Source organism: Tatumella citrea, from assembly GCF_002163585.1.
In the GTDB taxonomy this organism is placed as follows: domain Bacteria; phylum Pseudomonadota; class Gammaproteobacteria; order Enterobacterales; family Enterobacteriaceae; genus Tatumella; species Tatumella citrea.
The window spans coordinates 1,824,826-1,850,109 of the sequence record NZ_CP015579.1 but is presented as its reverse complement, the minus strand read 5'-3'; the positions used below and the strand labels follow the sequence as shown (position 1 = coordinate 1,850,109).

Sequence of the window (25,284 nt, the reverse complement as noted above, 5' to 3'; positions counted from 1 at the left end):
TATTTCACAAAATCAGGGTGCCAGACGATCAATTTTCCAGCAGTTATCTTCTAACTGGTAAATAAAACGATCATGCAGACGCCGGGCACCACCCTGCCAGAATTCCATAGTATGGAATCTGACCCGATAGCCGCCCCAAAAATCAGGCAACGGAACTTCACCGCGCATAAATTTCTGGCTGATTTCGAGGAATTTACCCTCCAGAATACCGCGGGCTGAAATCCGGCTCGACTGCTTAGAAACCCAGGCCCCTATCTGACTGTCACGCGGACGGCTGTGAAAATATTTAATCACCTCACCCGGACTGAGTTTTTCGGCTTCTCCCAGCACCATTACCTGCCGCTCCAGCATATGCCACGGAAAATGCAGCGAGATTTTAGGATTGTGGGCCAGATGCTGAGCCTTGCGACTGCCAAGGTTGGTATAAAAAATCATGCTGTTATCGTCGTATTGTTTCAGCAATACAATCCGCTGATATGGCTGTCCCTGTTCATCGACCGTAGCGACGCACATCGCTGTCGGATCAGGTAACCTGGCTTCGCAGGCCTGATTCAGCCACTGACCGAACAACGCCATAGGATGTTCCGGTAAATCCTTGCGCCTCAGTCCACCCTGGGTATACTCCCGCCGCAGATCAGCTATATTTTGTAAAAGATCATTCTCATTCGCCATTTTTTCAGACTCATTAACTATACAATCTATACTACTGATGACCGTCGCCGCCCTGTTATTCAGGTTATTGCGACTACGGGCCTGACTACTTACTGGCTGCCAGATTCGCAGGGAAAATGGCTCCCAGTGTAGTGAAATCACGGGCTCCGGTAACCGCCGGTAAGTTGCCTGGTAATCCGGACAACGTGCGGAATGCCAGCCAGGCAAAGGCCAGCGCTTCCATATCGTCGCTACTGATACCGACATCGTCGGTTTTACCCACTTCGGTACCCGGCAATAAAGCCGAGATACGCTGCATTAATTCAACATTATGATTACCGCCGCCACACACCAGCAAACGGTCACAGTTGCCGTTAAGCTGGATTTGCTGAACGATACTGACTGCAGTAAGTTCCAATAATGTCGCCTGAATATCCTGTGCTGCCAGACCCGGAAACTGCATTAGCTGTTTTTCTATCCAGGAGAGATTAAAATATTCACGCCCGGTACTTTTCGGGGTCGGTAGTGCAAACCAGGGGTCATCCAGCATCTGCTTCAACAGCACCGGAATCACCTGCCCGCTTCGGGCCCAGCGCCCGTCTCTGTCAAAACGTTGCTGCCGGTTGCGCCACACCCAGGCATCCATCAGAATATTTCCCGGCCCGGTATCAAACCCACGTATTGTCTGACCTGGAAACAGCAGGGATAAATTGGCGATACCACCAATATTCAGGACTATCCGCCGCTCTCCCGGATGCATCAGAATGGCACGGTGAAACGCCGGGACCAAAGGAGCCCCTTGTCCGCCCAGAGCCATATCACGACGACGGAAATCACCGACCACGGTCACCCCGGTGCGGGCAGCAATCTGGTTATTATCACCCAGTTGCATACTGAACGGTGCATCACTGTCCGGTTCATGCCAGACCGTTTGCCCGTGGCAGCCAATCCCGACAATGTCCCGGGCAGTCAGTGACTCCCTGCGCATCAGGGTTTCTATAGCCTCACTAAACAAGCGACCCAGTCGTGAGTCAAGGCGGCCCAGTTGTGACAACGTCACTGGCTGTCCCTGACACACATCCAGTATTTGCTGTCGGATGTCGAGTGGCATCGGATGGCAATAGCTGGCTTGCTGCGCCACGATATGTTCATCTATGGCAGCCAGTACCACATCCACCCCGTCAAGGCTGGTGCCTGACATCACTCCGATATAGCGTCCCGACTTCATATTGACCTCAATTTTGCGGCTTCGCAGACTGTCAGTAGTCTGCTTAAGTGGCTAATACTATGAATAGGATAACAATTGATCATCAATTAAATGAATACATTTTATGGCTGATTGAATTATCGTTTATTACTGTAGTCCCACAATGGCGCTTAGGTGTTTGCAAAAATCGCCTCAATATGCACAAATTGCTTTATAATAGGATGATAACGTTGTCAAGAGTGCGCACATTGCGCCGGTTTTTGAAAGGAGTTTCTGATGATTAAACGTTTAACTGCTGTCGCAGCAATCGCGCTGGCACTGACCGGATGTGTTAACAATAACGATCTGTCGGGCGATACATACAGCGCCAGCGAAGCCAAACAAATCCAGAGCGTTTCTTACGGGACACTGGTTTCTGTTCGTGCGGTTAAAATCCAGGGCGACGATAACAGTAACGTTGTTGGTGCCATTGGTGGTGCTGTACTCGGTGGTTTCCTCGGAAATACTGTCGGTGGTGGTGCGGGTCGTAGCCTGGCAACTGCCGGTGGTGCAGTACTGGGTGGTCTGGCCGGACAACAGGTTCAGAGCGGCCTGAACACCTCACAGGGTGTTGAGCTGGAAATCCGTAAAGATGACGGCAACACTATTTTAGTGGTCCAGAAACAAGCTGCTACCCGTTATTCTGTAGGTATGCGCGTTGCCATCGCCAGCAATGGCAGCCAGGTGACCGTTTCTCCACGCTGATCATCCTCTCAGTATAAAAAACCCGTCCTGAGACGGGTTTTTTATTATTTATAATACTGTGTTCATTCAACCCCTAAAACCAGCCAGTAAACTCCCGGCTAACTCTCTTTTCCTTGCAGTTCGACAATGTTTTTTTCCAGCCTGCTGATAAGCTTTATCAGTGTGCCGATTTCTTCTGCGGACAAACCGCTAAGAATATCTTCACGACTACGGTCAATAACACCTTCCAGCTCAGAAATGACCGGTGCCGCGGCATCTGTCAGAGTGATGCGTTTTGCACGCCGATCATCTGCGCACGGGATCCTGCTGATAAGCCCCTTATGTTCCAGCTGATCAAGTGTTCTGACCAGCGAAGGCTGTTCGATACCTATCGCTTTAGCCAACTGAATCTGCGACTGTTCCGGAGGTAACTGATGTATATTGTGTAGTGTCACCCAAAGAGTCTGGGTCAGGCCAAGGGGTTTCAGTCTGTTATCAATGACTGCCCGCCACATACGCACCAACCTGGCAAGATCGGTGCCTAATGAAGATTCCATATAACCTCCTTATAATTAGCTTGCTAAGCATCATTGTCGATCTTACACTATTTTGCGGCTTTCAGGCAGTAAATACAAATGCCTGATGCAGAAATCATTTTCATAATTCTCACTGTGGATATTACTGACAAGGAATGCCGGACATGGATATAAGTAACCATCCCCCGTTATCCTCACTGACCGAGCTGGTGTTCGGCGATTCACTTTTCTTCCCGCCAATGTTTAAGCCCGTGTTGCTGGGTTTTTTTCTGTGGTTGGTGATTCATCCGTTGATTCGGACAAGGATGTACTCAGGGGTTTTCTGGCATCCGACCCTGATGGACCTGTCACTGTTTATTCTGTGCGTTGTTGCCTCATTTGGCCTGCTCAGTCTGGGATAATGAATAATGAAAGTAAATCTTCTGAAGTACTTCACCACGTTGTTTGTCTTCGCTATTGCCCTGATTGCCGGTTGGTGGATGTGGAACTATTACATGCAGTCGCCCTGGACCAGAGACGGCAAAATCAGAGCCGAAATTGTCAATATTACCCCTGAGGTATCTGGTCGGGTCGTCACGGTTCACATCAGTGATAACCAGTTTGTTCATAAAGGTGATCTGCTGGTAAATCTGGATACTGTGCCACTGCAAATCGCAGAAGATAATGCTCAGGCGTTACTGGCAAAAGCGCAGGCCGATTTATTAAAAGCACAGCATGAACAACAGCGCCGCGCGAAATTGCCACGCACCGTCATTTCCGCCGAAGATATGGATATTGCGAGCCAGACTGCGGCGGCGATGGTAGCCAGCGTAAAAGCCGCTCAGGCTACCCTGGATAAAACACGCTGGGATTTGCAGCATGCAAATATCTATGCCCCAACGGATGGCTGGATCACAAACCTTTCACTCCGTACCGGTGACTATGCCACTGAAGGCACTCCTTTGTTTGCGCTGCTCGACAGCCATTCTTACTACGTCATGGGATATTTCGAAGAAACCAAATTACGCCATATTCATGAAGGAGCACCGGCCAAAATTGTGCTGTACAGCAACAACACCCCTCTTACCGGTAAAGTACTGAGCATCGGGCGGGCTATCTATGACCAGAATGTGGAATCTGAGGGCCTGATCCCGGAGATTAAACCTACTGTTCCCTGGGTCAGACTGGCACAGAGGGTTCCGGTAAGAATCCAGCTGGATGCTCTGCCGGCCGGAATTCCTCTGGTTGCAGGCACCACCTGTACCATTATCATCAGCCAGTGAGTCGCTAATGAATCTTAACTGGCTGGAATGGCAGCAGTTGCCATGGATAAAAGCAGACAATCAACAGTGGCGTTATGCATTACGTAATAGCCTGGCCATGTGCCTCGCCCTGAGTTTTGCTTACTCTTTTCAACTGGACCAACCCTACTGGGCGATGACCTCTGCCGCTGTGGTCAGTTTTCCGACCATTGGCGGCGCCATCAGCAAAAGCCTCGGCAGAATCTGTGGCAGCCTGATAGGCGCGACTGCCGCATTGATTGTGGCGGGACATACGCTGAACGACCCCTGGCTGTTCGTGTTTACCATTGCTGGTTGGCTGGCTTTCTTTACCTGGATCTCCAGCCATTACCAGAACAATGTCGCTTACGCCTTCTGCTTATCCGGATACACAGCAGCCATTATTGCTTTCAGCACCGTCAATGTGACCGATGTTAATCAGGTCTGGGATATTGCACAGGCCAGGGTTTGTGAAGTTATCACAGGTATTCTTTGCGCCGGACTGATGATGATGATCCTGCCCAGTACCTCAGATGGCGACAAGCTGATGGTGTCATTACGCCAGTTGCACCATGAATTGTACAATCATGCAGCATCTCTGTTAAACCGTGACAGCGCTGCTAACGCCAGCACTGCTCATGAGCGGGTGATCTCGCAGATTCTGACGATGAACCTGTTGCGGGTTCAGGCCTTCTGGAGCCATTACCGGTTTCGGCGGCAAAATAATGTGCTGAATTATGTACTGCACCAGCAACTGAGGCTGACCAGTGTATTATCAGGACTGCGCAGGATGTTACTGAACTGGCCGGAAGCCCCTGACAGTCTGTATCAGGGAATTGAGCAGATGTTCGATGAACTGGCCCGTCCTGACGCAGATAAATACCGGCTGGCAGTGATTCTCCGGCAGATGATGGTGGATGGTGGTAGAGATTATCGCCAACAGGCATTTTGTGACCGGTTACGTTATTTTTGCTGGCTGTATCTTAATGTCAGTCGCTGGATTCATCTGCTGGAAACAGCAGATGCAGATACCCGGTTCCAGCCGCCACGAGTGCCCTCTCTCGCCCGCGAAAATGACAGCACGGAAGCGGCATTAAGTGCTCTGAGGACCTTTACGGCCATTGTTATCGGCGGCACTTTCTGGATTAACAGTCACTGGGAAAACGGCGCAGCAGCGCTGACTCTGACATCCATTGCCTGCGTCCTCTATTCGTCGTCTCCTTCTCCGGCAGGGACAATTCTCGGACTTCTGAAAACCCTCTTGGTGCTGGCATTCTTTAGCCTGGCACTGAAATTTGGTCTGATGATTCAGATTAGTGCTCTGTGGCAGTTTATGCTGTTCCTGTTCCCTTTACTGATTACCTGCCACTTGCTGAAACTTCAACAGCCCGCCAATGCGGGTTTCTGGGGACAATCGGTCGTATTTATGGGCTCGTTTATTTCGGTAACCAATCCGCCAGAATGGGATTACAGTGATTTTCTTAATGACAATGTGGCGAAGATTTGCGGAGTGTTGCTGGCATGGCTGGCTTTTCAGATGCTGCGCCCCACCTCTGATGACCGCAAAGCTCACAGAAACATCCGCGCATTACGCCATGTGTTTCTGGATCAGTTACGTTTACGTCCGGCGCTCAAAGAAAGCGTATTTGAATCCCGGGTTTATCACCTGGTCAGCCAGTTAAAAAGTAGCAATAATCAGCAGGCCCGGCTATGGCTGTTACGCTGGGGTGTGGTGTTACTGAACTGTTCACATATCGTCTGGCAGTTGCGAAGCTGGCGTTCAGACTCCGCCAGTCTGACTTTAGTCAGAGATCAATGTTTTCATTCCCTGCATGATGTGATGAGCCTGCATGGAGTGAGGCATAATGCACTGAGTACTACCCTGGCTGAGCTGGAAGAGATGATAAAACAGTTGCTAAGTGTCGGTGAGCCCGATGCCAGACAACTGGCAGGCATATTGTGGCGTTTACAATGTTCTCTGGCACAACTGAGTGCAGCCGTGCCGGAATAATGCTATATCGCTGCGGGTTTCAGAACAGAGACGGTTGTTGCGGGTCTTCACTTTCCGGAGTTTTTTGTACCCGTTGCATTCGTAATCGCCGTTGATGGCATATTCGAATCACATCCCGTTTTTGCCCGTCACTTAGTGACATCCAGTTAAATCGCTCTTCACGGCTTCGCAGGCAGCCAAGGCAATAGCCCCGGCTGTCTGTCCGGCAAATCCCCCTACAGGGATTCGGAACAGGGAAAAACTCCAGTTGCTCGGCCATAATCCCCTCAGTGCGCTCTCCTGATCCACCAGCCCGTTTGGCGGTAACTCCACGGTACTGGCCTTGTTTATTGAATAAACTTTAGCCTCTCACTCTGTAACTGGCAATCCCTCAGTCTGCCGGGCGGAATCCGGTTACCCGTTTGTGCGTTGATGCCGTTGTTGCATTGTCATCCGCAGGACAGGTCATTACTCTGCATTGCATGAGTGTTTCGTTACATTCCGGGTTTAACTTCCGCTATGGTCAGGTAAAAACCCTGACATGACACTTTTCGTCCGGGTTATCCCGGTCACCTTTTTCCAGGAGAATATTATGACTGACAGCACGCTTTTTACTCCGTTAACCGTCGGTGCCATTACTGTTCCAAACCGCATTTTTATGGCTCCCCTGACCCGTCTGCGCAGTATTGAGCCGGGAGATATCCCTACTGAACTAATGGCAACCTATTATCGCCAGCGTGCCAGTGCCGGTTTGATTATCTCTGAAGCCACTCAGGTCTCATTTCAGGCAAAAGGCTATGCCGGAGCCCCGGGACTGCATACTCCGGAACAAATTGCCGGCTGGAAAGCGATAACCTCTGAAGTCCACGCTGCCGGTGGCCATATTGCCGTACAACTGTGGCATACCGGACGTATTTCCCATACCTCCCTGCAGCCGGGAGAACTGGCGCCGCTGGCACCTTCTGCATTAGCCTCCGGGACCCGTACTTCACTGAAAAATGCTGAAGGTAAAGTCTACCGTGAAGATACCTCACTGCCCCGTGAAATGAGTCTTAGCGATATCCGCCAGGTCGTTGCAGATTATCGCCAGGCTGCAGTTAATGCTGCAGAAGCAGGTCTGGACTTAGCGGAAATTCATGGTGCTCATGGCTATCTGATTCATCAGTTTCTGTCTGCACAGTCAAATAAACGTACCGACGAGTACGGTGGCAGTCTGGAAAATCGTGCCCGGCTGGTTCTGGAAATTGTCGATGCTATGGGAGAGGCCTGGGCGCAAAACCGGATCGCTATCCGACTGTCGCCGGTAGGTGAATTTCAGGCTCTGGGCAATGGCCCTGATGAAGAATCAGAAGCACTGTGGCTTATCAGTGAACTGGCGAAACGTAACATTGCTTACCTGCATTTGTCTGAACCAGACTGGGCCGGTGGTGCTCCGTACAGTGATGAATTCCGCCGTAAAGTTCGCGCAGTATTCCCGGGAGTCATTATCGGTGCCGGAGCCTACACCAGGGAGAAAGCCGAAGATTTAATTAAACGCCGGTTGATTGATGCCGTAGCGTTCGGCCGTGATTATATTGCTAATCCGGATTTGGTAGAACGTTTGCAGACGAATGCCCCGCTTAACCCGCAGCATCCGGAGACATTTTACGGTGGTGCTGCTCAGGGATACACCGATTACCCTTTCCTGAACGATAACTAAGCACACCCACATCAATTTCCCTGTTACACTAATGGCCGGTTAACTTTCCGGCCATTGGTGTTTTATTGATGGCTGACCTGAATTATAGAGGATGATATGCGTCTACTTCATACCATGCTGCGTGTTGGCTCTCTGCAACGCTCTGTTGATTTCTATACCCGTATTTTCGGCATGCGCCTGTTACGTCAAAGTGAAAACACTGAATACAAATACACTTTAGCCTTTGTCGGTTACACAGAAGAAAGCGAAGGTGCAGTGCTTGAACTGACCTATAACTGGGGCGTCGATAGCTATGACCTGGGAAATGCTTACGGGCATATCGCCATTGAAGTGGATAATGCAGCGGAAGCCTGTGAACGTATTCGCCAGGACGGTGGTAAGGTATCCCGTGAAGCCGGTCCGGTTAAAGGCGGCACCACAGTGATTGCCTTTGTTGAAGACCCGGATGGCTATAAAATTGAATTAATCGAAAAAAAACATGCAGGTCAGGGACTCGGTAACTGACAGGCGATGTCTGCCTGCAACAGGCAGACTTTTCCTGCGGGAGTGATATTTTCCGCTATTGTTTCACGGTAGTTTTAGTCACACTACCGACTGCTCTTTTTGTCCAATGAGATACTGATGTCCGAAACTTCTTCGCTCAATGCACTGAATCAACGTTTCCGGGGCTTTTACCCTGTCGTGATTGATGTCGAAACCGCAGGTTTTAATGCCGGCACTGATGCGTTACTGGAAATTGCTGCAATAACCCTGAAAATGGATGAGGATGGCTGGCTGCAGCCTGACCAGACCCTGCATTTCAATGTTACGCCGTTTGAAGGAGCCCTGTTGCACCCGGAAGCACTGGCTTTTACCGGTATCGATCCCAATGATCCTGAGCGGAATGCGGTCAGTGAACACGATGCTCTGCACGCTATTTTCAAGATGGTACGCAAAGGCATGAAAGGCAGTGACTGTGCCAGAGCGGTTATCGTGGCGCACAATGCCCATTTTGACCAAAGTTTTGTCATGGCAGCAGCTCAGCGCAGCCTCCTGAAACGCAACCCTTTCCATCCGTTTGCGACTTTCGATACCGCCGCGCTCAGCGGGCTGGTTTTGGGTCAGACGGTGCTTGCGAAAGCCTGTAAAGCGGCAGGCATGACCTTCGATAGCCACCAGGCCCATTCCGCACTGTATGATACCCAACAGACGGCAACCCTGTTCTGTGAGCTGGTTAACCGCTGGAAAAGACTGGGAGGCTGGCCGCTGCCTGTCGGCGCAGATGACGAAGCCGGGGAATCTGCCGGTTCTGAGGAACACGCATAAAAAAATGCCCGCGTAATTACGCGGGCATCAGAATCACCATCCGTGACAGTTATTCTGCCGCAGGGAATTTCTCTGCAGTTTCTTTAATCAGCTGCTGCAATTCGCCGCGCTGATACATTTCAATAATGATATCGCAACCACCTACCAGCTCCCCGTCAACCCAAAGTTGTGGGAAGGTTGGCCAGTTTGCATATTTTGGTAATTCGGCACGAATGTCCGGATTCTGCAGAATATCCACATAGGCAAAACGTTGCCCGCAGGCAGAAAGCGCCTGAACTGCCTGAGCTGAGAAACCACAGCTTGGTAATTTAGGAGAACCTTTCATGTACAGCAGAATAGGGTTTTCAGAAATCTGAGTCTGAATTTTTTCGAGAGTGCTCATAGTACTTCCTTCGGGACAAAACGACATGTTTTGTTATTGTAGCGATATCAACCCGCCAGTGAAAACGACATTTTTCATCTGCTACATAAAAGTTCAGTTATATGGCATTTAGCGTTAAACCAGTAACAACTGCGGGATGAAAAAAACAGTCGCCTGAAACTTCATCAGTAAAATGTGACTTAATTAACTGTTTACGCTCAATTTTACGTCAAAAAACTTCTCGTAACAGATTCCGGAAAAAAGACCTTAACATTTCATAAATTTCTGGATTAGAATGATTTTGGGGCTGACTGAAAGGTCAGATGTTATTTTTTTATTTTGTCCGTATTTTTTCAGGACATTTAACCTGTAACCTGACAACTATGCGTCTACTGATCACGCTTTTTATTTTGGCTTTAGCACAGCTTTTTTTCAATGTCGCAGAGGCTTCGCCTCGAACTGCGGTTAATGCCACTTTTCATAAAACCACCCGTAAAGCAGTGACTGAAGAAGATGCCCGCCGTAAACGAAGGCCTATTAAGACGACCAGTACCCGACATAAAGCCCGCCAGCCCCTGATTCACCGGGTTAAACACTTCACCAGTCAGCGTAAAGTTAAAAACAGTCGTACGGCTAAAGAATCCCGTCATCTGGCAAAGAATCACACGCCGGAAACTAAAAAATATGGTCGTCATCGCCCCGCAGCTAAAAAGACGACACGCCACCCTTCTGCCACACTGGCCGCTATCCGGATGAGCAAACAGCACCGTCTGCGTTATCAGAAAGCGCGTGCAACAGCGATGGTGAAACTGATGGATCAGTTAGGGAAGCCTTATCAGTGGGGAGGAACTTCTCCAAAATCCGGATTTGACTGCAGTGGTCTGGTTTATTATGCCTACAAAGACCTGGTAAATTTCAAAATACCCCGTACCGCCAACGAAATGTACCATCTGCGTGATGCTGCACCGGTAAAACGTGATGAGCTGGAAAAAGGTGATCTGGTATTCTTCCGTATCCACCGCCATGGCGCTGCAGACCATGTAGGCGTTTATCTGGGTGATGGCAAATTTATTCAGTCACCACGTACCGGTAAAGACATCCAGATTACGGCTCTGAGCAATGAATACTGGCAACGTCACTACATTGGCGCGCGCCGCATGGTAACCCCGAGTACCGTCCGTTAATTAGTCATCCTGCTCGGTACAGACTGCACCCCAAACGCTGGTTATCCTGCGAACTAAGGTGCAGTTTTTTTATGCTGACAGATATCTGTCATGCCACTGCCCTTATTCTGCTGGCTTACCCAAAAAATCGTAAATCTCTCCTGGTCCTCACACGTATCCGTTAATTGCATTTTTTGTAGCTTAAAAGCAAAAACCGGCGCGGGAAGTATCCGGTACCGGTTTTGATAACAGCATATGGCTGACCGGGCGCGGTCAGTCGGGCCAGCAGGCTAACATTAATGCAGGATGGCGGTAAAACTGAAGGCCATAATCATCAGCAACGCTACAACTGTAGTGGTCAGTGCAAGCTTAAGATCGGTATCCATCAGAACTCCTTTAGGCACACTAATTGTGGGGTAATAGTTATATTCCCATACTGCTGCGCAAAAATCTCGTTTTATTGCAGCAGCCTTGTTAGAATTGCCGGTCTTTGTTGCGCAACCTCCTCAGCTGCTGGTTTTATATCCGGCTTTCTTCGCAGGACTCTCCTCTGGCCTTCGGGTTCATTTTAATGACGAGACAGTGAAACGCTGAGCTGACGCAAACGATTAACCTATAAAAAATCAATATCTTATTTTTTTAAACCAGGAGTACTCACTGAATGGCAACTATTAAAGACGTGGCAAAACGCGCCGGTGTTTCAACCACCACCGTGTCCCATGTCATTAATCAGACCCGTTTTGTTGCGGAAAACACACGGAAAGCGGTCTGGGAAGCAATAAACGAGTTGCACTACTCCCCCAGTGCAGTCGCCAGAAGCCTTAAGGTCAATAACACCAAGACGCTGGGCTTACTCTCGACAACACTCGAAGCGCCTTACTTTGCTGAAATCATTGAAGCTATCGAAAAAAAATGTTTTGACCATGGCTACACACTGATTCTGGGTAATGCTCATAACGATTTGCAAAAGCAACGCGCATATTTAGCCATGATGGCGCGCAAACGTGTTGATGGATTACTGGTGATGTGTGCCGAATATCCGCAGGAGTTGCTGGATATGCTGGAAGAAAACCGCAATATCCCGATGGTCGTGCTGGACTGGGGAGTTTCACAGGGTGACTTTACCGACACCGTGCTGGATAACGCTTTTCATGGTGGATATATGGCCGGTCGCTACCTGATTGAGCGCGGTCATCGTGATATTGGTTGTATTCCGGGACAAATGGAAAGAAACACCGGTGGTGGCCGGTTGGCAGGCTTTCTGAAAGCTCTGGAAGAGGCTGGAATCTCACATCGTGAGGAGTGGACTGTTCAGGGGAATTTCGAACCAGAGTCCGGTTATCAGGCGATGCAGAAAATACTTGCGCAACCGCAACTCCCGACAGCCGTTTTTTGTGGCGGGGATATTATGGCCATGGGAGCCATTTGCGCCGCCGATGAACAGGGACTGCGCGTTCCCCAGGATATTTCTATTATTGGTTATGATAACGTGCGCAACTCGCGTTATTTCACCCCGGCACTGACTACAGTTCACCAGCCAAAGAGTGAGTTAGGCGAAAAAGCGCTGGAGATGTTACTGGATCGTATAGTGAATAAACGTGAAGATCCGCAAACCCTTGAAATCCATCCGACCCTGATTGAACGTCGTTCGGTCGGCGACGGTCCGTTCCGTGACTATCGCCGGTAAGTCCCCGGTTCACTCCCTGAGCCATTCATGGTTCAGGGTGGCAGTGTCCCCCAGGTAATCAAGTAACCATCGCAATGCCGGAGAAATACGCTGTTCTGCCCAGCTTACACAGCAGGGACTTTCCGGAAACGGCGCCGGCAGTTTTAGTTCTTTTACTTTTTCGCTCTCTAGTAACGGCCGTGCCAGATGCCCTGGCACCATTGCCACGCATAATCCTGCCCGAACGCAATCCAGACCGGTTTGCCAGTCCGGCACAGTCATTCGCCGTTGATTATCCAGTGTCCAGGTCATCCTTCGTGGCAGTTCCCTGGAGGTATCTTCCAGCACCAGTGATGGCCATGCCCGAAGCTGCTCCTCTCCCGGATGGGTTTCAGCTGCCAGTGGATGATCAGCACTGACAATACACCGCCAGTTCAGACGCCCCATATCCTGGAAAGCGAAACGTCCGGCGACCGGGATTGCCTGGGTCGCACCAATCGCCATATCAACGCGTCCTGCGGCCAGTGCGTCCCAGACACCGTTAAACACCTCTTCGCGAATATGCAGCTCTACATCGGGAAAGTGGCGATAAAAATCGATGGTCAGTTGCTGCATCCTGGAACGTTTTACAATACAGTCCACCGCAATACTCAGTTCACCGCGCCAGCCATTTGCCAGTTGTTGGCACTGACGTCGGGTTTCCTGCATTTTTTTGATAATCCCCCGACCTTCACGAACAAAATGTTCACCTGCGGCCGTCAGTATCACATCGCGGTGTTGTCGTTCGAATAACTCAACTGCCAGCCACTCCTCCTGTTGTCGGACGGTATAACTGATCGCAGATGGCACCCGGTGCAACTCCCTGGCTGCTGCACTAAAGCTGCCATTTCTTGCCACTGCATCCACGACTTCCAGTGCATATTCTGACCACATAGCGACCTTTCAATTTTTTTCACAGTTGATTGCAAATATTAACGGTTCACAACTCCCGGTGCACCCTTTTAAACTCTTTGCGCACATTTTCACAGGGAGGAGCAATGCGTCATCCGGTCATTTTTTTAGTTTATCTGTCACTACTGAGTATGCTGGGATTCCTGGCTACAGACATGTATCTGCCCGCTTTTGAAGCGATGAAACAGGATCTGAATACTGACGCAGGAGTCATCAGCGCCAGTCTTAGCCTGTTCCTGGCTGGCTTTGCCTGCGCACAACTGTTCTGGGGACCGTTGTCGGATAAGATTGGCAGAAAACCAGTGCTGGTCAGTGGTCTGGCGATATTTGCCATCAGCTGTCTGGCGATGTTGTGGGTAACCACGCCACACGCACTGCTGGCTCTGAGATTTATTCAGGCCGCCGGAGTCTGTGCCGCCGCAGTCAGCTGGCAGTCTCTGGTGCTGGATTACTATCCGGCTTCGCGTAGCCAGAAGATTTTCGCCACGATTATGCCAATGGTTGCTCTGTCTCCGGCGCTAGCTCCGTTGCTGGGTTCATGGTTGCTGGCTCATTTCCACTGGCATTCAATATTTTTGGTACTTGCTGCACTCACCTGCGGATTAATTGTGGCTACCCTGGGTTTACCGGCCAGACCACCACAAGTTCCCCTGTCAGCGAGCACCGTTCCCCCGGGATTTTTGCAGTTACTGTCTGAGCGCCAGTACAGCGGTAATGTACTGATCTATTCTGCCTGTTCCGCAAGTTTCTTTGCCTGGCTGACCGGTTCTCCCTTTATTCTTTCCGGCCTGGGGCTTTCTGCCGGAGATATCGGACTGAGCTATATTCCGCAAACTTTGACGTTCCTTGCTGGCGGCTTTGGCTGTCGTGCTCTGCTGAACAAATTTAGTGGTCGTCAACTGCTGCCCTGGTTATTAGTGCTTTATACGTTGAGTATTGGTGGCGTTGTTGTGGTGAGTTTCCTGGGGCAGCCCGGATTATTTAGTTTATTACTGCCCTTCTGTGGCATGGCGATGGCTAACGGGGCTATTTATCCAATTGTGGTCTCTGCAGCGCTCCGGATGTTTCCGGCTGCCAGTGGCAAAGCCGCAGCTCTGCAGAATGCATTGCAGCTGGGGTTATGCTTCGTATTCAGCTTACTGGTGTCTTATCACCTGTCCCAGCCACTACTGACAACTGCGACCGCGATGGGAATAACAGTTCTGCTCGCTCTCGCCGGTTTTTGTCTCCAGCATCGCAAACATTCCTGTCAGTAATTTCACCCGCTGTTAAACCGGCGGGTTAATTATATCTGCACAATTAGCGACCTAACCATCAGTCATTGAACATTCAGATTGTCAGGCATATAATCACTCTGGTGACAAATTTTTTATTATAAGTCACCACGTATGCTGACTAATTTGGTTTGTGCTTTCTCTGCAGAACCGCATTTTTCGATATTTACTAGCACCTCTGTTTTGTCTTTACTTATAAATGCACGTTTTTTGTGAGTTTACTCACGAACCAACGAAAGTTGTCTATTCTTTCTTCAGGTTCAAATAGAACAGGTGATAAGAAGCGTATGAGTTCATCATGTGTAGCAGAAGTTAGCCTTAAGGAAAATCATTGGTACCGTATTGCCAATGAAATGCTGTCGATGGCCGATATTGCTATCAATGGTGATCGCCCTTGGGATATTCAGGTTAAAAATCCTGATTTTTTTAAACGGGTTTTGCAGGAAGGCTCTCTGGGATTAGGTGAGAGTTATATGGATGGCTGGTGGGAATGTGAACGGCTTGACCAGTTTTTTTATCGGGTGCTGAAAAATAAACTTGATAAACAATTGCCGCATCATTTTAAAGATACCCTTCGTATTGCTACTGCCCGCCTTAAAAATCTGCAATCTAAAAAACGCGCCTGGATAGTCGGTAAAGAGCATTACGATCTGGGTAATGATCTGTTCAGCCTGATGCTTGATCCTTTTATGCAGTATTCCTGTGGTTACTGGAAAGACGCAACCACTCTGGAAGCTGCACAGGAAGCAAAACTGGATATGATCTGCCGTAAGCTGCAACTGGAGCCAGGCATGACCCTGCTGGATATCGGTTGTGGTTGGGGTGGATTATCTGAGTTTGCAGCCCGTCGTTATGGTGTCAGTGTTCACGGAGTTACCATCTCTGCAGAACAACAGAAAATGGCCCAGGAACGGTGTAAAGGTCTGGATGTCACTATCCTGCTACAGGATTACCGTGACCTGAATCTGAGCTTTGACCGGATTGTTTCTGTCGGAATGTTTGAACATGTCGGTCCAAAAAATTACGCAACCTATTTTGATGTGGTTGCCCGTAATCTGAAACCGGACGGTATATTTTTACTGCATACCATTGGTTCAAATCATACTGATTTAAATGTCGATCCGTGGATTGATAAATATATTTTCCCAAATGGTTGTCTGCCGTCTGTGACCCATATTGCACAAACCAGCGAACCTCATTTTGTGATGGAAGACTGGCATAATATTGGTGTTGATTACGACAGAACACTCATGGCCTGGTATGAGCGTTTCCTCGCCAGCTGGCCACAGCTGGAACATAATTATAATGAACGCTTTAAACGCATGTTTACCTATTATCTGAATGCGTGTGCCGGAGCTTTCCGCGCTCGTGACATTCAGCTATGGCAGGTTGTGTTTACCCGTGGGGTAGATGGCGGTTTACGGGTCGCCCGTTAACCGTAACAGGATGGTGTAATACTGCATATCTGACCCGGAGCTTTTGCCTGCAAAACTCCGGGTTTGTTTTTGGAAAAAGGGTTATTAACAGCCTGCAGTCACAATGCTGTTTTACGCCTCTTCTGTCCCCTTCGCCACTTCACGTGCAGCCAGTACCCGCTCAACGGTATCCACTACCGCCTGAGTCTGAGGGTCAATTTCGATATTCACCCTGGCACCAATTTTTTTCTCACCAAGTAATGTCCGTTGCAGGGTTTCCGGAATCAGGTGCACACAGAACTTACTTCCGACGACATCACCGACGGTCAGGCTACAACCATCAATTCCGACAAAGCCTTTATGCAAAATATATTTAATTAATGAACTGTCCTGCAAACGAAACCAGACTTCGCGGTTATTTTCTGACTGAATTATCTTTGATATTTCCGCCGTCGTCATAATGTGGCCTGACATCAGATGCCCGCCAATTTCATCAGAAAATTTAGCTGCACGTTCAATATTGACCCGACTGCCCGGAGTAATATCATTCAGATTGGTAACCCGTAATGTTTCTTTAATCAGATCAAAGCTGACCAGCTCATCACGGATTGCGGTGACTGTCAGACAACAACCGTTATGAGCTACAGATGCACCAATCTCAAGACCTTCGAGCCACTGCGGAGGAAACTTCAGTGTATGGGTGCGAAACAGTGGTTTTTCTTCAACAGCAACCACTTCTGCCGTCCCCTGCACAATACCTGTAAACATAATTAAACTCCCTGAGCATTTAGCCGCAGATTACCACAACCGCTGACGGCTGTTTATCGATTAATGTGGCTTGATAATCGCAAAAATAGTTTGTTTTGCCGGGTTGCTAACTTTTTATACCTCGTTACACTAGGCGCAGATAAGGATTTATCTCCTCCCACTTTCCCGTTCTTAAACAGGTGTATTTGTGCAGAAGTATTTTACTGAGGCGCGTCAGCTTCTCGGGCTTGCTATTCCGGTTATTCTGGCTCAGGTCGCTCAGACTGCTATGGGATTTGTTGACACCATTATGGCTGGTTCTGTCAGTGCAACTGATATGGCCGCTGTAGCTATTGGTACCTCAATCTGGCTACCCGTGATCCTGTTTGGACAAGGATTATTACTGGCACTGACTCCTACGGTCGCACAGCTTAATGGCTCTGGCCGCCGGGATAAAATTATCTACCAGGTCCACCAGGCATTGTGGCTGGGTGTATTTTTATCGGTATTTACAATAATTCTGTTATGGAATGCCGGGGTACTTATTCGCTATATGCCTGCCATTAATCCGGAACTGGCAGATAAAGCAGAACGCTATCTGCATGCATTAATGTGGGGAGCCCCGGGCTATCTGCTGTTCCAGACCCTGCGTAACCAGTGTGAGGGGTTATCGAAAACCAAACCAGGAATGGTGCTGGGTTTTATCGGGTTGTTATGTAACATCCCGCTTAATTATATTTTCATCTATGGCCATTTTGGCATGCCGGCGCTCGGCGGAGTCGGCTGTGGTGTGGCTACCGCCACAGTGTACTGGGTGATGTTCCTGATTATGCGTTTCTGGGTGAACCGGATGCCCGTGATGAGAGATATTCACCACATTACTCACCGCTCTGCCCCTGATTTACAGATACTCAAACGACTGGTGGGCCTTGGTTTACCGGTTGCACTGGCGTTATTTTTTGAAGTCACGCTGTTTGCTGTTGTCGCATTACTGGTATCACCGTTGGGTATTGTGGATGTTGCCGGTCATCAGATTGCGCTCAATTTCAGTTCAATGATGTTTGTACTGCCGATGTCTATGGGCGTGGCAGCCACCATCCGTGTCGGCTACCGTTTAGGCCAGGGAGATGCTGATGCAGCTAAAGTTGCGGCATGGACCTCACAGGGGGTCGGGTTATCGCTGGCCAGTATAACCGCTTTATGCACCGTGGTTTTTCGTCATAAAATCGCCCTGTTATACAACGATGATCCGCAGGTAGTAATGCTGGCAGCTCATCTGATGCTACTGGCTGCCATCTATCAGTTTTCCGACAGCGTTCAGGTTATTGGCAGTGGCATCCTGCGTGGCTATAAAGATACCCGGGCTATCTTCTTTATCACTCTGGTCTCGTACTGGGTACTTGGATTACCGTTTGGCTATACCCTGGCGCTGACCAATATTCTGGTCCCTGCTATGGGGCCGGCGGGGTTCTGGTGTGGCTTTATTATGGGGCTCAGCGCTGCTGCAATAATGATGAGCTGGCGAATCCTTCGGGTACAGCGCATGCCGCAGGGTGTAATTTTACAACGGGCGGCCAGATAAGGGCTGATGGCGGGGGGTTCACCCCCTCCCCTGATTAAAATTAGCGCGCTTAGCGCAGTTGCTGCTCAGTTAGTCATAAAAAACAATTATTCTCCTTGCCAGTAACAGTTTGTGCCGTTAATATTCGTCCCCGCTGTCAGGCACTCACTGACAGCAAAAGCGTTCTTAGCTCAGTTGGTTAGAGCACCACCTTGACATGGTGGGGGTCGGTGGTTCGAGTCCACTAGAACGCACCAGTGCGTCCGTAGCTCAGTTGGTTAGAGCACCACCTTGACATGGTGGGGGTCGGTGGTTCGAGTCCACTCGGACGCACCATTTCGTTATGCGTTCTTAGCTCAGTTGGTTAGAGCACCACCTTGACATGGTGGGGGTCGGTGGTTCGAGTCCACTAGAACGCACCATTCAGTTTCAGTTCCTTCTGCAATGCCTTCCCGCTTAACAAGCTGATGTACAGTCCCTTTTAAGCACAATATCGGTTACTATAAGCCATTATGTTTCAGGCCACCGCAAGGTTGCTCCGGACAGCTTATGGAAAACATCTATGCCGAAACGTCTGACCATTAAAGATATTGCCCGCCTGAGCGGTACGGGTAAATCTACTGTTTCGCGGGTTCTTAACCAGCAAGGTGATGTGCATCCGCAAACCCGTGAACGGATTGAGGCTGTGATCAAGGAGCATCAGTTTGTGCCGTCACGCTCGGCACGTTCCATGAGGGTTAACGAAAGCCGGGTGATTGGAGTTATCCTTGCCAGGCTGGATTCAGCTGCCGAGAACCAGGCTGTCAGTGCCATGCTGCCTCTCCTGTATCAGCATGGTTATGACGCCATCGTGCTCGAGAGTCGTTTCAGTACCGATAAAGTCTCGGAACATTTACGGGTATTACAACGGCGTGAGGTCGATGGAGTCATTCTGTTTAGCTTCACAGGATTAACCGCCGATATGCTCAGTGGCTGGGAAAATAAAATGGTCCTGATGGTCCACCCCTGTGAAGGGTTCTCATCAGTCTGTTATGACGATGCCGGGGCTGTCAATCTGCTGGCCAGCCACCTTTATCAGCTCGGCCATCGTACTATCAGTTACCTGGGGGTAACCGAAGACGATAAAACGACCGGGGGCGATCGTTACCGGGCCTACCTTGATGCCTGCGACAAACTGGCCCTGACTCCTCACTATGCACTTGGCAGCCTGGATTACCACAGCGGCTACACCCTGGCCTCGAAGGTATGCACCCCGGAAACCAGTGCCGTGATTTGTGCAACCGATACCCTTGCCCTTGGGGTCTATAAATATCTGCGCCAGAATCCCGACATTACTATGCAGGTTGCCGCAATCGGTAATACCCCGTTGCTGGGTTTCTTATTCCCGGATGTGGTGATGCTGGAGTTTGGTTATGCCACCGCCGGCAAACTGGCTGCCAGACAGCTGCTATCCCACCTGTCACGGGCAGTCCCCGGCCAAAACTTTCTGCTGAAAGGTAAACTTATCTCCGATTCCTGAAGATAAAATGCGGCGAATTTGTGATCAACATTCAGTTCCGGGAACGTTCCCGACACTTTTTGCTACAATTTGAATTATTATTTTTCATGGCGAGGCCAGTCGGCCTGAAAATGTTTCGTCAGGGACAACCATTAAGGATTTGCCATGAGCAAAGTGCAACAGCAGGATATTGATAATCTGATTGAATTCCTGGGTGGCCGTGACAATATTGTCAGCGCCACCCACTGTATAACTCGTCTGAGATTAGTGCTTAACGATCCCTCAAAGGCCAGTACTCCTGACCTGGAATCGCTGCCAATGGTGAAAGGCTGTTTCACCAATGCCGGCCAGTTCCAGGTGGTAATTGGTCCTGAAGTTGATGACTACTATAAGGCGATGATGTCCACTATCGGCCTGCAGGGTGCTGATCGTAGCCAGCAACGCGAGGCTGCACGCAAAAATATGTCCTTTGGCGAGCGCGCCTTATCACATATTGCCGATATCTTCTTTCCGTTACTCCCTGCCCTGATTAGTGGTGGTTTGATCCTGGGCTTTCGTAATGTCATTGGTGATATTCCGTTTGGCGATGGCAAGACACTCGCCCAATCCTCGCAGGTGTGGCAAACCATCTATGACCTGTTATGGTTGCCAGGTGAAGCTATCTTTATGTTCTTACCGGTGGCCGTTTGCTGGTCTACCATGGTGAAGATGGGCGGCACCCCGGTGTTAGGTATTATTCTCGGGATTACCCTGGTTTCTCCACAACTGATGAACTCTTATCAGTTAGGACAACACGCCGCTGAGGTCTGGAATTTTGGCTGGTTTACGGTCGAAAAAGTCGGTTATCAGGCCCAGGTGATTCCTTCCATACTGGCCGGAATGGCGCTGGCAATTCTTGAACGCCAGCTAAAACGAATTGTTCCCGCTTCACTCACTCTGGTGATTGTTCCGGTCACTTCATTGTTAATCGCAATTCCACTGGCTCATGGCCTGATTGGACCGTTTGGCCGTTTACTGGGTGACGGTGTTGCGCATGCCGTACAACTGGCGATGACCGGTAGCTTTGCTCCTATTGGTTCAGCACTGTTCGGCTTCCTGTATGCACCGCTGGTAATTACCGGTATCCACCAGACCACCCTCGCGATAGATATGCAGATGATTCAGAGTATGGGCGGTACCCCGGTGTGGCCGTTGATTGCGCTGTCGAATATCGCTCAGGCATCTGCCGTACTGGCGATGATCATTATCCATCGCTCCCCTAAAGAACGCTCTGTTTCGGTTCCTGCCGCCATTGCTGCCTACCTCGGAGTTACCGAGCCGGCCATGTATGGTGTGAATCTTAAATTCCGCTATCCGATGCTGTGCGCAATGATTGGATCTGCGCTGGCAGCCCTGTTCTGTGGCCTGAATCATGTGCTGGCTAACGGAATTGGTGTCGGTGGTCTGCCAGGCATTCTCTCTATTCAACCTAAATTCTGGAGCGTCTACGCCATCGCAATGATGATTGCGATCGCCGTCCCGCTGATTCTGACCATGATTATGGCCCGGATTCATGCACGTAAAGAAAGCAAAGTACAGGCGTCTGTTGCAACGCCGGTAGCTGACTGATCATTTTGATATTACAAGGCAGGTTGCAGTCATGGAAAAACCATGGACACAGGACAAAGTCGTTTATCAGATTTACCCAAAAAGTTTCCAGGACACTACCGGCAATGGCATCGGAGACATTCCCGGCATTATCAGCCGCCTGGATTACCTGCAGTTTCTTGGGGTTGATATTCTCTGGCTGACACCGGTGTACCCTTCACCTCAGGTCGACAATGGATACGATGTTGCCGATTACTGTGCAATTGAGCCAGGCTACGGAACCATGGAAGATTTCGAACGCCTGGTCAGTGAAGCCAGAGCGCGTGGAATGTCAATTATGATGGACATGGTGTTTAACCATACCTCCACGCAGCACCCCTGGTTTATTCAGGCGTGTGACCCTGACAGCCCTTACCATCCCTATTATATCTGGCGGGACTCCCCGCCGGATCAACCACCCACTAACTGGTTATCCAAATTTGGTGGTCCGGCTTGGCAATGGCAACCGGAATGTGGTCAGCATTATTTGCATCTGTTTAGTCGTGAGCAGGCTGATCTCAACTGGGAACATCCCCCGGTAAGAGAGGCGCTGAAAGAGGTTTGTCGTTTCTGGGCTGCTAAAGGGGTGGAGGCTTTGCGGTTAGATGTCGTAAATCTTATTTCCAAACCAGAGCAGTTTATCGACGATCCTGACGGCGACGGAAGGAAATATTATACCGACGGGCCCCGGGTACATGAGTTTCTGCGGGAAATGAACCGGGATGTATTTACTCCACTTAAACTGATTACTGTCGGGGAAATGTCGTCAACTACCCTGCAACACTGTCTGCAGTACGCATCACTGGATAATGCTGAACTGTCGATGGCGTTTAACTTTCATCACCTGAAAGTCGATTACATCAATGGTGAAAAATGGACGCTGGCGAAACCCGATTTTGTGGCACTAAAAAAGCTGTTTACTGACTGGCAACAGGGCATGCACCAACGGGCTAACGGCGCATTATTCTGGGGAAATCACGATCAGCCGCGGGTAGTGTCACGCTTCGGGAATGATTCCGCGCAATACCGCGAAATCTCAGCCAAAATGCTTGCTCTGGTGCTCTACGGAATGCAGGGTACTCCTTATCTCTATCAGGGAGAAGAAATCGGCATGACCAATGCCGGGTTTACCGACATTCATCAGTACCGGGACGTCGAAAGCCTGACAATGTTCGATCTGTTACTGAGTGGCGGTAAATCTCTGCAGGAAACCCTTGCCATTCTGGCATCGAAGTCCCGTGATAACAGCCGGACGCCAATGCAATGGGATAACAGCCAGCATGCCGGATTTACCCGGGGTACTCCGTGGATCAGTTGTGTGGCTAACAGTCACGAAATTAACGTTGCTGATGCTCTGGCGGACCCGCAATCCATTGTTTACACCTATCGCGAGCTCATTCGTCTGCGTAAACAACTGCCGGTACTTCAGTTTGGTGATTACCAGGACCTGTGCCCTGCTGATCCTGAACTGTGGTGCTATTCCCGTCAGTGGCAAGGCCAGCTGTTACTGGTTGTTGCTAACCTCAGTGACCAGGTTATTGACTGGCAGCCACCTGCCGCTCCGGGTGCCGGTGAGTATCAACTGATTATCACCAATTCCGACAGCACGCCAGCATCCCCGGAGCACCTTCAGCTCAGCCCTTATCAGGCAGCATGGTGGTTATTTACACCGCAAAAGAGCCACTAACCGGCATCCGGCACCACCGGTAGCCTGTTGCTGTAACAGGTTGCCGGCGGTTTCCGGTCGCTGAGCAAGGAAACGAAAAAAGGTTGTTTGCCATCATCAGTTTATCCCCGGAGCCCGCGCCCGTAGTACAACATGAAATATGACTGTCTGTTGCGCAATATCATTCTTTAACCGTTCAGTCAGCCCCCCCACCGATTTCTGTTTGGTTTCCGCTCACTTAGTGACTATAATAACCTCGTTGTCCACTTGAACGGTGTCCGCGAATAACGTGATAAGAGTATTAACGGCTGAAGTTTGCGCAACATCCTTTTCTGATCTGCCTGTGTGTAATGCAGTCTGTTACGCATTACCCCCCTTTTATCCGTCTTATTATCGTATTCGCCCCTGTGAGTTTGTGCTGTCCAGGACCAAATTTCGTGCCGCTGGCGAGCCTCGCCGGCGGTCTCTGTATTCTCATCCATTACAACTTATAGATAACCCGTCATGAAAAAAACCAAAATCGTCTGTACCATCGGTCCAAAAACTGAATCTGAAGAGATGCTGACCCGCCTGCTGGATGCAGGTATGAATGTGATGCGTCTGAATTTCTCTCACGGTGATTACGCTGAACATGGACAGCGTATTGCCAACCTGCGCGCTGTCGTAGCTAAAACCAAACACAGTGCTGCTATTCTGCTGGATACCAAAGGCCCTGAAATCCGCACCATGAAACTGGAAGGCGGAAATGACGTGTCCTTACAGGCTGGCCAGACATTCACTTTCACCACTGATCAGACAGTGATTGGTAATAATCAACAGGTTGCTGTTACCTATCCTGGTTTTGCTGCTGACCTGGCTGTCGGAAATACCGTGCTGGTTGACGACGGTTTGTTGGGCATGGAAGTAGTTTCAGTGACTGAGCAGACTGTTGTCTGTAAAGTCCTGAATAACGGAGACCTGGGTGAAAATAAAGGGGTTAACCTGCCTGGCGTTTCTATCCAGTTACCGGCGCTGGCCGAAAAAGATAAACGCGACCTGATTTTTGGTTGTGAGCAGGGAGTAGACTTTGTTGCTGCCTCATTCATCCGTAAACGCTCTGATGTTCTGGAAATTCGCGAGCATCTGAAACAGCATGGCGGCGAACATATCCAGATCATTTCTAAAATTGAAAACCAGGAAGGCCTGAATAACTTCGATGAAATCCTCGAAGCTTCTGATGGCATCATGGTAGCCAGGGGCGACCTTGGGGTAGAAATTCCGGTTGAAGAAGTTATCTTCGCCCAGAAAATGATGATCAAAAAATGTAATAAAGCACGCAAAGTGGTTATCACTGCCACTCAGATGCTGGATTCCATGATTAAGAACCCTCGCCCTACCCGTGCTGAAGCCGGTGACGTGGCGAACGCCATCCTCGACGGAACTGATGCGGTAATGTTATCCGGTGAAAGCGCCAAAGGTAAATATCCTCTGGAAGCCGTCACCATTATGGCCACCATTTGTGACCGTACCGACCGTGTAATGGGCAGCCGTATTGATACTCTGCACGATAGTCACAAGTTGCGTATTACTGAAGCCGTCTGTCGCGGTGCAGTAGAAACGGCCGAGAAACTGGAATCCTCACTGATTATTGTTGCCACTCAGGGCGGTAAATCAGCTAAATCTATCCGCAAATATTTCCCTGCGGCCAGGATTCTGGCGCTGACTACCAACGAAACTACTGCCCGTCAGCTGTTAGTGACTAAAGGTGTCGAAACACATCTGGTGAAAGAAATTGCTTCAACCGATGACTTTTACCGTATCGGTAAAGAAATTGCCCTGAGTTCAGGATTTGCTCAGGAAGGTGATGTTGTGGTGATGGTTTCCGGTGCATTAGTACCAAGCGGAACAACAAACACCGCTTCAGTTCACCGTATTTAATCTATTTGCGTTAAAAGGCGTCCTGCGGGGTAATGCCGATCGTTTAAGGATCATTTGACCGATCCGGTG

At 49.6% G+C, this 25,284-nt stretch carries 24 protein-coding genes and 3 tRNA genes; 19 read left to right on the top strand and 8 right to left on the bottom strand.

What is annotated here, in order from left to right:
* Window positions 1-12: 12 nt before the first annotated feature.
* Together pdxH and anmK are read right to left on the bottom strand one after the other, a co-directional pair.
* Window positions 13-672 carry a pyridoxamine 5'-phosphate oxidase gene (gene pdxH, locus A7K98_RS08835; RefSeq protein ID WP_087488214.1) on the bottom strand — a complete coding sequence of 220 codons (660 nt, stop codon included), beginning with the start codon at window positions 670-672 and terminating at the stop codon, window positions 13-15.
* 85 nt (window positions 673-757) lie between these two features.
* Complete coding sequence (anmK, locus tag A7K98_RS08830; RefSeq protein ID WP_087488213.1) at window positions 758-1,879, bottom strand: anhydro-N-acetylmuramic acid kinase; 1,122 nt, start codon at window positions 1,877-1,879, stop codon at window positions 758-760.
* Between the two features lie 255 nt (window positions 1,880-2,134).
* On the opposite strand from anmK, the gene A7K98_RS08825 reads away from it, so the two are divergent.
* Window positions 2,135-2,602: an outer membrane lipoprotein gene (locus tag A7K98_RS08825; protein WP_087488212.1), complete on the top strand. Its 468-nt coding sequence runs from the start codon at window positions 2,135-2,137 to the stop codon at window positions 2,600-2,602.
* Between the two features lie 98 nt (window positions 2,603-2,700).
* Here the strand turns inward: A7K98_RS08825 and slyA are convergent, their stop codons facing one another.
* On the bottom strand, window positions 2,701-3,138 hold the full coding sequence (gene slyA, locus A7K98_RS08820) for a transcriptional regulator SlyA (protein ID WP_087488211.1): 438 nt from the start codon (window positions 3,136-3,138) through the stop codon (window positions 2,701-2,703).
* Window positions 3,139-3,281: 143 nt separating this feature from the next.
* Here slyA and A7K98_RS08815 point away from each other — a divergent pair, with 143 nt between their 5' ends.
* From A7K98_RS08815 to A7K98_RS08805, 3 genes are read left to right on the top strand one after another with little or no spacing between them, the layout of a single operon-like run.
* On the top strand, window positions 3,282-3,518 hold the full coding sequence (locus tag A7K98_RS08815; protein WP_087488210.1) for a DUF1656 domain-containing protein: 237 nt from the start codon (window positions 3,282-3,284) through the stop codon (window positions 3,516-3,518).
* A gap of 6 nt (window positions 3,519-3,524) precedes the next feature.
* Window positions 3,525-4,379, top strand: a complete 855-nt coding sequence (locus A7K98_RS08810; RefSeq protein WP_087488209.1) for an efflux RND transporter periplasmic adaptor subunit — start codon at window positions 3,525-3,527, stop codon at window positions 4,377-4,379.
* Window positions 4,380-4,386: 7 nt separating this feature from the next.
* On the top strand, window positions 4,387-6,387 hold the full coding sequence (locus A7K98_RS08805; protein WP_087488208.1) for an FUSC family protein: 2,001 nt from the start codon (window positions 4,387-4,389) through the stop codon (window positions 6,385-6,387).
* Window positions 6,388-6,406: 19 nt separating this feature from the next.
* Here the strand turns inward: A7K98_RS08805 and A7K98_RS08800 are convergent, their stop codons facing one another.
* Complete coding sequence (locus A7K98_RS08800) at window positions 6,407-6,646, bottom strand: DUF1289 domain-containing protein (protein WP_087488207.1); 240 nt, start codon at window positions 6,644-6,646, stop codon at window positions 6,407-6,409.
* 312 nt (window positions 6,647-6,958) lie between these two features.
* Here A7K98_RS08800 and nemA point away from each other — a divergent pair, with 312 nt between their 5' ends.
* From nemA to rnt, 3 genes are all read left to right on the top strand, one after another.
* The gene (gene nemA, locus A7K98_RS08795) at window positions 6,959-8,065 is read left to right on the top strand and encodes an alkene reductase (RefSeq protein WP_087488206.1); all 1,107 of its coding nucleotides are present in this window, start codon (window positions 6,959-6,961) and stop codon (window positions 8,063-8,065) included.
* 96 nt (window positions 8,066-8,161) lie between these two features.
* Window positions 8,162-8,569 (top strand): lactoylglutathione lyase, encoded by a 408-nt coding sequence (gloA, locus tag A7K98_RS08790; RefSeq protein ID WP_087488205.1) that lies wholly within the window; start codon window positions 8,162-8,164, stop codon window positions 8,567-8,569.
* Between the two features lie 117 nt (window positions 8,570-8,686).
* Window positions 8,687-9,370, top strand: coding sequence for a ribonuclease T (rnt, locus tag A7K98_RS08785; protein ID WP_087488204.1), 684 nt, complete (start codon window positions 8,687-8,689; stop codon window positions 9,368-9,370).
* Between the two features lie 49 nt (window positions 9,371-9,419).
* On the opposite strand, the gene A7K98_RS08780 is transcribed toward rnt, so the two are convergent.
* A complete protein-coding gene (locus tag A7K98_RS08780) occupies window positions 9,420-9,752 on the bottom strand; it encodes a Grx4 family monothiol glutaredoxin (RefSeq protein ID WP_087488203.1) in 333 nt (110 codons plus the stop codon).
* A gap of 362 nt (window positions 9,753-10,114) precedes the next feature.
* Between A7K98_RS08780 and A7K98_RS08775 the strand changes: the two genes are divergently transcribed.
* A complete protein-coding gene (locus A7K98_RS08775) occupies window positions 10,115-10,915 on the top strand; it encodes a C40 family peptidase (RefSeq protein WP_087490433.1) in 801 nt (266 codons plus the stop codon).
* 275 nt (window positions 10,916-11,190) lie between these two features.
* Here the strand turns inward: A7K98_RS08775 and cydH are convergent, their stop codons facing one another.
* Window positions 11,191-11,280, bottom strand: a complete 90-nt coding sequence (cydH, locus tag A7K98_RS21310) for a cytochrome bd-I oxidase subunit CydH (RefSeq protein ID WP_156994535.1) — start codon at window positions 11,278-11,280, stop codon at window positions 11,191-11,193.
* Between the two features lie 275 nt (window positions 11,281-11,555).
* Here cydH and purR point away from each other — a divergent pair, with 275 nt between their 5' ends.
* A complete protein-coding gene (gene purR / locus A7K98_RS08770; protein ID WP_087488202.1) occupies window positions 11,556-12,581 on the top strand; it encodes an HTH-type transcriptional repressor PurR in 1,026 nt (341 codons plus the stop codon).
* A gap of 9 nt (window positions 12,582-12,590) precedes the next feature.
* On the opposite strand, the gene punR is transcribed toward purR, so the two are convergent.
* Window positions 12,591-13,493, bottom strand: coding sequence for a DNA-binding transcriptional activator PunR (gene punR, locus A7K98_RS08765; protein ID WP_087488201.1), 903 nt, complete (start codon window positions 13,491-13,493; stop codon window positions 12,591-12,593).
* 104 nt (window positions 13,494-13,597) lie between these two features.
* Between punR and punC the strand changes: the two genes are divergently transcribed.
* Window positions 13,598-14,767, top strand: a complete 1,170-nt coding sequence (punC, locus tag A7K98_RS08760; RefSeq protein ID WP_087488200.1) for a purine nucleoside transporter PunC — start codon at window positions 13,598-13,600, stop codon at window positions 14,765-14,767.
* Window positions 14,768-15,072: 305 nt separating this feature from the next.
* Window positions 15,073-16,221, top strand: coding sequence for a cyclopropane fatty acyl phospholipid synthase (gene cfa, locus A7K98_RS08755; RefSeq protein ID WP_087488199.1), 1,149 nt, complete (start codon window positions 15,073-15,075; stop codon window positions 16,219-16,221).
* 111 nt (window positions 16,222-16,332) lie between these two features.
* Here the strand turns inward: cfa and A7K98_RS08750 are convergent, their stop codons facing one another.
* Window positions 16,333-16,968 (bottom strand): riboflavin synthase subunit alpha, encoded by a 636-nt coding sequence (locus A7K98_RS08750; RefSeq protein WP_087488198.1) that lies wholly within the window; start codon window positions 16,966-16,968, stop codon window positions 16,333-16,335.
* Between the two features lie 187 nt (window positions 16,969-17,155).
* Here A7K98_RS08750 and A7K98_RS08745 point away from each other — a divergent pair, with 187 nt between their 5' ends.
* The 8 genes from A7K98_RS08745 (at window position 17,156) to pykF (ending at window position 25,215) form a co-directional block, all read left to right on the top strand.
* The gene (locus A7K98_RS08745) at window positions 17,156-18,529 is read left to right on the top strand and encodes an MATE family efflux transporter (protein ID WP_087488197.1); all 1,374 of its coding nucleotides are present in this window, start codon (window positions 17,156-17,158) and stop codon (window positions 18,527-18,529) included.
* A 159-nt stretch (window positions 18,530-18,688) separates the two neighbouring features.
* Window positions 18,689-18,765, top strand: a tRNA-Val gene (locus A7K98_RS08740).
* A 2-nt stretch (window positions 18,766-18,767) separates the two neighbouring features.
* Window positions 18,768-18,844, top strand: a tRNA-Val gene (locus tag A7K98_RS08735).
* Window positions 18,845-18,853: 9 nt separating this feature from the next.
* A tRNA-Val gene (locus tag A7K98_RS08730) sits at window positions 18,854-18,930 on the top strand.
* 140 nt (window positions 18,931-19,070) lie between these two features.
* Window positions 19,071-20,027, top strand: a complete 957-nt coding sequence (treR, locus tag A7K98_RS08725) for a trehalose operon repressor TreR (protein ID WP_087488196.1) — start codon at window positions 19,071-19,073, stop codon at window positions 20,025-20,027.
* A gap of 144 nt (window positions 20,028-20,171) precedes the next feature.
* The gene (gene treB, locus A7K98_RS08720) at window positions 20,172-21,614 is read left to right on the top strand and encodes a PTS trehalose transporter subunit IIBC (RefSeq protein ID WP_087488195.1); all 1,443 of its coding nucleotides are present in this window, start codon (window positions 20,172-20,174) and stop codon (window positions 21,612-21,614) included.
* A 31-nt stretch (window positions 21,615-21,645) separates the two neighbouring features.
* Entirely contained in the window at window positions 21,646-23,319 is a 1,674-nt protein-coding gene (locus tag A7K98_RS08715; protein ID WP_087488194.1) for an alpha,alpha-phosphotrehalase, read from the top strand.
* 483 nt (window positions 23,320-23,802) lie between these two features.
* A complete protein-coding gene (gene pykF / locus A7K98_RS08710) occupies window positions 23,803-25,215 on the top strand; it encodes a pyruvate kinase PykF (protein WP_087488193.1) in 1,413 nt (470 codons plus the stop codon).
* The last annotated feature ends 69 nt before the right edge of the window (window positions 25,216-25,284 follow it).